The organism is Streptomyces sp. NPDC097129 (genome assembly GCF_055668065.1).
On record NZ_JBVOQE010000009.1, the window covers coordinates 379,478 to 390,368 of the forward strand.

Annotated in this window: 1 protein-coding gene; it reads right to left on the bottom strand. The window is 70.6% G+C overall.

Annotation, left to right across the window (positions count from 1 at the left end; all coding sequences use genetic code 11):
- Positions 1–11: 11 nt before the first annotated feature.
- A partial coding sequence (locus tag AC0B9F_RS26425) for a non-ribosomal peptide synthetase (protein WP_472006725.1) occupies positions 12–10,891 on the bottom strand: 10,880 nt, incomplete at its 5' end.

A 10,891-nucleotide genomic window follows, 5' to 3' on the forward strand; every position in this document is an offset into this window, starting at 1 on the left:
AGGATGCGGCCTCAGCCGCGCTTGCGGAGTTCCTGCGCGATCACCTTGGAGATCTCCCGGATCGGCGCGACGGCCGTCATGTCGGTGTGCGCGCAGTCGACGTCGTAGTTCTCCACGGAGCCACCGACGTGCGGCTCCCACACCGAGAAGTCGACGCCGTGCTCGGCGGCGCCATCCGCCACACGCTCGGCGGCCGCCGTGAAGAACACGACGTCGCCGTCGAAGACCGACGGCGTGAACCGGCCCGCGAGCCGCGTCCCGTTCACACAGGCTGCCAGCAGCCGCGCCAGCGTCACCTCGTCGAACCCGGCCAGCACCCCGCCCTGCCCACGCAGCAGCGCGATCGCCTCGGACAGTGACGGCTCGTGGCCCTCCTCGTCCGACGCGTCCACCAACCCCATCCCCTGAAGAAGGCCACGTAGGATCCGTCGCTCCTCGGCCTCCTGGTCGATGGCGGTGACCGCCTCGGCGGGCTCCACCGCCGGATAGCCGTCCAGCAGCGCGAGCAGTGACACCGTCTCGCCCTGGTCCTGCAGCGCGGTCGCCACGGCGTGCGCGATCACCGCTCCCAGGGACCAGCCCATGATCCGGTACGGCCCGGCGGGCTGCACGGTGCGCATGTGCGCGACGTAGTCGGCGGCCATCTCCTCGATGCTTTGGGGGAGTTCAGCGGGCTCGGCGATACCGCGCGCCTGCAGACCGTACACAGGCTGGTCGAGCTCCAGGTGCGGGAGGATTCCCGCGTACGGCCAGCTCAGTCCGCCCGCCGGGTGCACGCAGAACAGCGGCGCCGGACCGGATCCCGCAGGCCTGGTGGCCTCACGCAGCGGCAGCAGCACCCCGAAACCGTCATGGCCACCGCTCTCCGTGCCGAAGCGGTGGACTAGCTCTGCCACCGACGGGGCCTCGAACACCGCCCGTACGGGCAGCTCCGCCCCGAAGACCGACCGGATGCGGCTCACCAGGCGCACCGCCGACAGGGAGTGCCCGCCCAGGGAGAAGAAGCTGTCGTCGATCCCCACCGACGCGACCCCCAGCACCTCGGCGAACAACCCGCACAGCGCCTCTTCCTGGGGATTGCGCGGTGCCCGGCCCGACAGCGTGGCGGCGCCCGGTTCCGGCGCGGGCAGCGCACGACGGTCCAGCTTTCCGTGCACGCCCAGCGGCAGCACGTCCAGCTCGACGATCGCCGTCGGCAGCATGAAGTCCGGCAGCACCGCGGCGAGCGAGCGCCGCAGCGCACCCAGGTCTGCCGGCGCGCCTGCGGCCGCTACCACATAGGCGGCGAGCACCTTCTCGCCGCGCGCGTTCTCCCGCACCGCGACCGCAGCCCGCTCGACCTCAGGCAGGGCGGCCAGGGCCGCCTCCACCTCGCCGAGCTCGATGCGGAAGCCGCGCAGCTTGACCTGGTCGTCGGCGCGCCCCACGAACTCCAGCTCATCGCCACGGCGCCGTACGACGTCGCCCGTGCGGTACATGCGCCCGCCCGCCGGGCCGTACGGATCGGCGACGAACCGCTCCGCGGTCAGACCGGGGCGGCCCGCGTACCCGCGCGCCACCTGGGGGCCCGCCAGATACAGCTCGCCGGGCACGCCCTCCGGAACCGGCCGCAGGCGGCCGTCGAGGACGTACGCTCGCATGCCTGCGACCGGAACGCCCAGCGGCACGAAGGACTCACCGGACACGGCGGCGTCGGGCCCCACCTCGCGGTGGGTGACCTGCACGGTCGTCTCGGTCGGGCCGTACAGGTTGACGCACGGCATGCCCCAGACGCGGGACACGCGCTTCACGATCGCGTCCGGAAGCGGCTCACCGCCCACGAAGAGCCGGCGCAGCGCCGACGTTCCTCCGGTAGCCTCCGCAGCGTCGCACACGGCGGGGACGAGGGAGGGCACCAGCTGCGCGACTGTCGTCCCGTTCTCGCTCATGTACGCAGTCAGGCGCTCCGGATCCGCCGCCACCGCCGCCGGGACCACCTGCACGGTGGCTCCGGACACCAGGGGAAGCCAGAGCTCCCACACGGAGGCGTCGAAGCTCGGCGAGGTACGCGCCAGCACCCTGTCGCGCCCGTCGAGCGGATACTCCCGCGCCATCCACCGCAGGTGCCCGCCGATGCCCCGGTGTGTGGCCACGACTCCCTTGGGCTTGCCGGTGGAACCGGACGTGTAGATCACATACGCAGGATGGTCGGCGCACAGCGCCGCTCGCCGTTCGGCGTTGCTCAGGCCGCCGGTCCCCAGCCCCGACAGCTCCTGTTCGAGGTCCGCCACGCGCAGCACGGTCACATCTGCGTCGTGCCGCCCGGCAACCGCCTCGTGCTCCGACCCGTCGGTCAGCAGGACTACCGGCTTCGCCTCGGACAGCAGCAGGGCGATGCGGTCGGCCGGATACCCCGGGTCGACCGGCAGGTACGCGCCCCCGGACTTGGCGACGGCGACCATCGCTACCAGCAGCTCCACCGAGCGGGGCAGCAGCAGCCCGACGACCGACTCGGGGCCGACTCCCCGGCCCACCAGGAGCCGGGCCATGCGGTTCGCCCGAGCGTCGAGTTCGGCATACGTCACCTGGACGCCGTCGCCGACGACCGCCACGGCGTCGGGCGTCCGGGCCACCTGCTCCTCGAACAGCGCGGGCAGTGTGTCCGCCAGCCGTTCCACGACCGGGGCCTGTTCCCCGACGAGTTCTCGTCGCTCGTCCGCGGTGAGGATGTCCGCGTCACCGATCGGCCGATCGGGTTCTGCCACGAGGGCCGCGAGCAGCCGGGTCCAACGGTCGGCGAAGAGGCGGACCGTGGAGGCGTCGAACAGGTCGGAGGCGAACTCCAACCCGCCGGTGATGCCGACCGGTGCACCGTCGGACGCGTACTCCTCGCGCAGCGCCAGCGACAGGTCGAACTTCGCCACCGCCGACCGCGCCGATTGACCGGTCATCGTCACGCCCGGAAGGAGCAGTTCGGCCCGGGTGTTGTTCTGAAGGGCGAGCATGACCTGGAAGAGAGGGTGGCGGGACATCGACCGCGCAGGGTTCAGCACCTCGACGAGGTGCTCGAAGGGCACGTCCTGGTGCGCGTACGCTGCCAGGTCCGTCTCGCGTACGTGCTCAATCAGCTCACGGAACGTCGGGTCGCCGGACACGTCCGTGCGCAGGACGAGCGTGTTGACGAAGAACCCGACCAGGTCGTCGAGCGCTTCGTCGGTACGGCCGGCGATCGGCGAGCCGATGGGGATGTCCGTACCCGCACCCAGACGGGACAGGAGAACGACGAAGGCCGCCTGGAGAACCATGAACATGCTCGCGCCCGACTCACGCGCCAGCGCGGCCAGCTCCGCGTGCAGCCCGGCGGCGACGTCCACCGGAACACTGTCGCCCCGGTACGAGGCCACCGCGGGTCTGGGCCGGTCCGTCGGCAGCTCAAGCTGCTCCGGCAGACCGGCGAGCACCCGGGTCCAGTGCTCCAGCTGGGCACCGAGCACGCTGCCCTGGTCGGACTCGTCACCCAGCAACTCCCGCTGCCACAAGGCGTAGTCCGCGTACTGCACCGGAAGCGGCTCCCACTGCGGAGCGCGCCCCTCGGTGCGTGCCGCGTACGCCGTCGTGATGTCCCGCGCCAACGGCGCCATCGACCAGCCGTCACCCGCGATGTGGTGCAGCACCACGAGAAGGACATGCGTCCCATCCTCGGCGACGAACAAGGAGGCCCGCAATGGCAGTTCCCTCGCCAGGTCGAAGCCTCGGGACGCCTCCTCGGCGAGACGCTCCTCCAATTCCGGCGCCGACCCCACCTCGACCACGGGGAGTCCGATACGCGCGTCGTCCACCGGCAGGATCCTCTGGTACGGAACACCGTCGGGGCCCTCGGGGAAGAGCGTGCGCAGCGACTCGTGCCGCTCGACAACGTTCTGGAGGGCTGTCTCCAGGGCGGTGCGGTCGAGTCCACCCGTCAGCCGCAGGGTGATGGGCAGGTTGTACGTGGACGCGCCCGTCCCCTCGAACCGGTTGAGGAACCACATGCGGCGCTGGGCGAACGCCAGCGGCGGCCGCTCGGGGCGCTCCATCGGGGCGATCGGCACCCGCGCCGTGTCGGCCCGCCCGATGTGCCGGGCAAGCTCGGCGACGGTGGGCGACTCGAACAGGGCCCGCAGCGGCAGCTCGACACCGAGGACGGTACGGACGCGGCTGACGACGCGGGTGGCGAGCAGCGAGTGCCCGCCCAGGTCGAAGAACCCGTCGTCGATGCCGACCCGCTCCAGGCCGAGAACCTCGCCGAACACCGCGCACAGCACTTCCTCGTGCGCGGTGCGCGGCCCGCGCGAGGCGGCCTCCGAGGCGTACTCGGGGGCGGGCAGGGCCCGGCGGTCGAGCTTGCGGTTGACCGTCAGCGGAAGATGGTCCAGGACCACCACGGCAGAGGGGACCATGAACTCGGGCAGGCCCTCACCGACGTACCGCCGCAGCGCGGACGGCTCCGGCTGTTCGGCGCTGTTCGCCGGTACGACGTAGGCGACCAGGCGCTTGTCCCCCGGCCGGTTCTCACGCGCGAGGACCGCCACCTGGGCGACCTGCGGGTGGGCGGCCAGCGCCAACTCCACCTCGGCCGGCTCGATCCGGTAGCCGCGGATCTTGACCTGGAAGTCGGCGCGCCCCAGGAACTCCAGCTTACCGTCCCCCCGCCAGCGGGCCAGGTCACCGGTGCGATACATGCGCTCACCGGCGGTGCCGTAGGGGTTGGCGACGAATCGCTCGGCCGTGAGGCCAGGGCGGTTGAGGTAGCCGCGCGCCAGCTGGGCGCCCGCGAGGTAGAGCTCACCGGTCACGCCCACGGGGACGGGCCGGAGGCCGGCGTCGAGGACGTAGACCTGGCTGTTGTCGACCGGCGCGCCGATTGACGGGGACACCGGCCAGTCGCCGGAATCGCCGTGCAGGGCCAGCGTCGTGACGACGTGCGACTCGGTGGGCCCGTAGTGGTTGTGCAGCCTGCGCCCGTCCGGCACCGCCGCGAAGAACTCCCGCACCCGGTCGTGCAGGGTCAGGGCCTCGCCCGCCTGCGTCACGTCACGCAGCTCGGGCAGTGAGAGCCCGAGCTCGGCGGCAGCCCCGGCGAGGGCCTCGACCATCAGGTTGGGGGCGAACAACTCGTTCACTCGGTACCGGTCCAACCAGCGCGCGAAGTCGCCGGGGTGGCGGCGTACTTCGTCGCGAGGAACGGCAAGGGTGCGTCCGGACCAAAGTGTGGTGAAGAGCTCCTGCGCCGCCACGTCGAAGCTGATCGACGTGAAGTTGGCGGTGACCACCCCGACACCCTCGGGACGAGTCCGCTCGTGCCAGGCCAGCAGATTGACCATGGCGCCGGCGGGGAGGACGACGCCCTTCGGGCGCCCTGTGGAGCCGGAGGTGTAGATCAGGTAGACGGGGTGCTCGGGCCGCAGGTCCTGGACCTCGACCGGACCGCAAGCGACCTCGGCCAGGGTCTGGGCAAAGCCGGGTGCGTCGACGACGATCGCCTCGGGGGACACGTCGGTGGGGATGTTGTCCACCGTGCCGGTGTCCGTGATCACGGACACCGGGTCGGCGTCCTCGAACATATACGCGATCCGGTCCGCCGGGTAGTCCGGATCCACGGGCAGGTAGGCGGCACCGGTCTTGACCACGGCCAGCAGCGCCACCGGCAGCCACTGGGAGCGCGGCAGCATCAGGGCCACCGTCTTCCCCGGTCGCGCACCCGCACCGCGCAGAACGTGCGCCAGTCGGGTCGATGCGGCGTCCAGCTCCGCGTACGTCAGCCGCACGTCCTCGAAGACGACGGCCAACGCATCCGGAGACTGCGCGACGCGACGCGCGAACAGCTCGGGGAGTGACACCCACGGTACGTCCACCGCCGTGTCGTTGAAGGCCGACACCAGCTCCGCACGCTCATCCGCCGACAACACCCGAGTGGAGCCCACCCGCACGTCCGGGGACGCCACGACCTCGGTCAGCAAGCGGACGAACCGCTCCACCAGACGCACGGCCGAGGAACGGTCGAAGAGGTCGGTCGCGAACTCCAGCACGCCGGCCAGTCCCGCGGGGGCACCCTCGCCGTTCCGGTGCTCGCTCATGGTGAGGAAGAGGTCGAACTTGGAGCTGGTGCTGCTGGAAACCTGCCCGATCATCTCCAGTGAAGACAGCCGCAGCTCGGCCGGTGTGGTGTTCTGGAGGGCGAGCATGACCTGGAAGAGCGGGTGGCGGGACATCGACCGCGCCGGGTTCAGCACCTCCACCAGATGCTCGAAGGGCACGTCCTGGTTGGCGTAAGCCGCCAGGTCCGTCTCCCGTACACGCTCGATCAGCTCACGGAACGTCGGGTCCCCGGACACATCCGTGCGCAGCACCAGCGTGTTCACGAAGAACCCGACCAGATCATCCAGCGCCTCGTCCGTACGACCCGCGATCGGCGAACCGATCGGGATGTCCGTACCAGCACCCAGCCGCGACAGGAGAGTGGCGAAGGCGGCCTGGAGCACCATGAAGACGCTCGCGCCGGACTCTCGGGCGAGCAGGACCAGGGACGCGTGGAGCTCCGGGCCGAGCTCCACTGGGACGCTGTCACCATCGAATGTCGCCACCGCGGGCCTCGGACGGTCCGTCGGCAGTTCCAAACGCTCCGGGACACCGGCGAGTGTCCGTGTCCAGTAGGTGACCTGACGGCTCAGCACGCTTTCCGGGTCGGACTCCTCACCCAACAGCTCCCGCTGCCACAACGCGTAATCGGCGTACTGCACCGGCAGCGGATCCCAGGCCGGAGTACGGCCCTCGGTGCGTGCCGCGTACGCGGCCGCGACATCCCGCGCCAGCGGTGCCATGGACCAGCCGTCGCCCGCGATGTGGTGCAGCACCACCACGAGTACGTGACTCGCTCCGCCGCCCTTGAAAAGACCCACTCTCAGAGGCAGTTCACAGGTCAGGTCGAAACCGCGCCCGGTGAACGCGGCCACGAGGTCGACCAGCGACTCCTCCGTCGCGGACTCCATGTGCACGGTCACCAGACCGGCACCAGCCGGACGGATCTCCTGGAACGGAACACCGTCCGCCCCCTCCGGGAACACCGTCCGCAGCGACTCGTGCCGTCCGACGACATCCCCCAGCGCCGCGGCCAGTGCCGCGCGATCCAGCACACCGTCCATCCGTAGCACGACCGGCATGTTGTACAGCGATGCCGAGGCACCCTCGAACCGGTTCAGGAACCACATCCGATGCTGCGCAAACGACAACGGCACCACCGCCGGCCGCTCCACCGCCACGAGCGGCGTTCGAGCAGTGCCGGCCTCGCCCATGTACGCGGCCAATTGCGCCACGGTAGGTGCTTCGAACAGGGCGCGCAGAGGCAGTTCCACTCCGAGAGCGGTACGGACGCGACTCACCACGCGGGTGGCCAGCAGGGAGTGGCCGCCCAGGTCGAAGAAGCTGTCGTCGATCCCAATACGCTCCAGGCCGAGAACTTCCCCGAAGACCGCGCAGAGCACCTCTTCATGGGCGCTGCGCGGCGCGCGCGAGGTCGCCGCCGTCTCGTACGCCGGCGCGGGCAGGGCACGGCGGTCGAGCTTACCGTTGGGAGTCAGCGGAAGGGCTCCGAGGACGACCACGGCCGACGGGACCATGAACTCGGGCAGGCCCTCCGCGACGTACTGCCGCAGTTCGGCCGGATCCGGCTGTTCAGCGCCATTCGCCGCCGTCACGACGTACGCGACAAGGCGCTTGTCCCCCGGCCGGTCCTCGCGGGGTATCACTGCCACCTGCGCGATCCGCGGATGCGCCGACAGGGCCGACTCCACCTCGCCCAACTCGACGCGGTAGCCGCGGATCTTGACCTGCTCGTCGGTCCGGCCCAGGAACTCCAGGATGCCGGAGGCCTCCCAGCGGGCCAGGTCACCGGTGCGATACATCCGCTCCCCCGGTGCCCCGAACGGGTCGGCGACGAACCGCTCGGCGGTAAGGCCAGGGCGGTTCAGGTAGCCGCGGGCCAATCCGGCGCCCGCGAGGTACAGCTCACCCGTGACTCCGGCGGGCACCGGTCGCAGCGTGCGGTCCAGGACGTACGCACGCGTCTGCTCCAGCGGCCGCCCCAGCGGCACAGGGCTGGTGACGTCGTCGGCTTCCCGCCATACGGTGCCCGTCACGCACAGGGTCGTCTCGGTCGGACCGTACAGCGTGCGCAGGTTCGTCTCGGGACAGTGGGTCAACACGTGGCGCATCGCGTCAGCCGAGATCACGTCGCCACCGGTGAGAACCTCCCGCGTACAGGAGAAGGCCGTGACCAGCTCTTCGGCCACGACGCGGAAGAGGCCCGCTGTGAGGTGGAGGTGTGACACCTCGTACGACCGCACCAGGTTGTCCAAGTCCGCAGCTTCCAGGGCGCCTTCAGGAGCCACCACGACGCGGGCGCCGTTCAGCAGCGGGACCCAAATCTCGTACACGGAGATGTCGAAGGCGTGCGGGGCGTGCATCAGCACGCTGTCCCCTGGGCCTACGTTCCAGCCCGAGTCCACGACGAGGTCCATGATATTGCGGTGCGAGACGGCCACGCCCTTGGGCACACCGGTGGAGCCGGACGTGTACATCACGTACGCCAGGGTGTCCGGAAGCACGTCCGCCTCGTCCGCTGCCGCATCGGTCACGGTGGTGGACTCAGCTGTGGAGGCGACGTCATCGATGACGAGGACCGCGACGCCCTTGTCCCGCTGCGCGGCGGCCAGGGCATGCCCAGCGAACGCCGCATCGGTCAGCAGGACCGGCGCGTCGGCCTCGTCCAGGACCGCTCGCATGCGTGCGACCGGGTAGCCCGTGTGCAGCGGTACGTACGTGCCGCCGGCCCGGAGCACGGCGAGCAGAGCCGCGATCAGGTCCGCCGAACGCTCCATGAGTACGGCGACCGGGGTCTCCGCGGCGACACCGAGCGCGGTCAGGCGTTCGGCCACGAGCCGTGAGCGGGCGTCGAGTTCGGCGAACGTCCACCGGATTTCGCCGCCCTCGACGGCGACCGCCTCGGGCGTACGGGCTGCGGCGGCGGCAAACATCGCCGGCACGGTGGCCGACCCTCCGCTGATCGCCGATGCGTCGTTCTCGGACCGGGCCGGACCCTGCCAATCGACGAGGAGTTGGTGGCGCTCCTGCTCGGGGAGGAGTTCCAGATCCGCCAGGCGTGCGTCCGGGTTCCGTACGGCGTGGGCGAGGAACAGACCGAAACGCTCGACCATGCGTTCGACTGTGGTGCGGTTGAACAGATCGGTCGCGTACTCGAAGACACCGGCCAGCCCGGCCGCCTCGCCGCTCTCGGTGTGGCGCTCGCCGACGTTGACGGTGAGGTCGAAACGGGCGGCCGAGACGCGGGCCGCCTCATCGACTCCGGCCGACACGGTGAGGCCGGGCAGGCGCAGGTCGGCCTCGTCGTTGCTCTGGAGGGCGAGCATCACCTGGAAGAGCGGATGGCGGGACATTGAGCGCGCCGGATTCAGGACCTCGACGAGGTGCTCGAAGGGCACGTCCTGGTGGGCGTAGGCCGCCAGGTCCGTCTCCCGGACGCGCGCGATCAGCTCACGGAAGGTCGGACCACCGGAAAGATCCGTGCGCAGGACAAGCGTGTTGACGAAGAACCCGACCAGATCGTCCAGCGCCTCGTCCGTACGACCCGCGATCGGCGAACCGATCGGGATGTCCGTACCAGCACCCAGCCGCGACAACAGCGTGGCCAGCGCGGCCTGGAGCACCATGAACACACTCGCACCTGACTCCCGCGAGAGTTCGACGAGGCGGTCGTGGGTCTGCGCATCGACCGCGAAGGGCACCGCGTCGCCGCGATGAGACGCCACGGCAGGGCGCGGCCGGTCCGTCGGCAGCTCCAGTTCGTCGGGTACGCCGTCCAGAGCCGCGGCCCAGTGGGCGAGCTGGCGCGAAGCCAGGCTGTCGGGATCGTCTTCGCTGCCCAGCAGGTCGCGCTGCCAGAGGCTGAAGTCGGCGTACTGGATGGGGAGCGGCCCCCAGTCCGGGACGCGGCCCTCGGCACGTGCCGCGTACGCGGTGGCGATGTCACGCGCCAGCGGCGCCATAGACCAGCCGTCGCCCGCGATGTGATGCAGCACCACAACGAGGACGTGCGATCCGTCACCCACCGCCAAGAGGCGTGTACGAAGGGGAATTTCGGTGGTCAGGTCGAAGCCGGTACCCACAAGGGCCGCGAGGCGCTCCGCCAACACCGAGATCTCCACTTCCTCCACCGTGAGTTCGGCACTCTGCGGGGCGTGGGGCACGAGGACGTGCTGGTAGGGCTCTCCGGCGGAGTTCTCCGGGAAGACGGTGCGGAGACTCTCGTGACGTCCGACCACGTCATGGAAGGCGGCCCGGAGGGCAGCCTGGTCGAGGTCGCCGGTCAGGCGCAGGACGACCGGCATGTTGTACGTCGCTGCCTCTGCGCCTTCGAGGCGGTTGAGGAACCAGAGACGTCGCTGGCCGAACGACAACGGGACCTCTGCCGGCCGTTCTCCGGCGACCAGCGCGGTTCGAGCGCCCGCAGCCCCGCCTATCTGCTCGGCGAGTTGAGCGACGGTCGGCGTCTCGAACAGTGCCCGCAGCGGAATCTCGACGCCGAACGTGGTACGGATGCGGCTGACGACGCGGGTGGCGAGCAGGGAGTGGCCGCCCAGGTCGAAGAAGCTGTCGTCAATGCCGACCGCCTCCACGCCAAGAACCTCCGCGAACACCGCGCACAGAGCCTCTTCCCGCGCATCTCGCGGTGCGCGGTAGGAACCGGCGACATAGTCGGGGGCGGGCAGGGCGCGGCGGTCGATCTTGCGGTTGACCGTGAGGGGGAAGGCGTCCAGGACCATCACCGCGGCCGGGACCATGAACTCCGGCAGGCTCT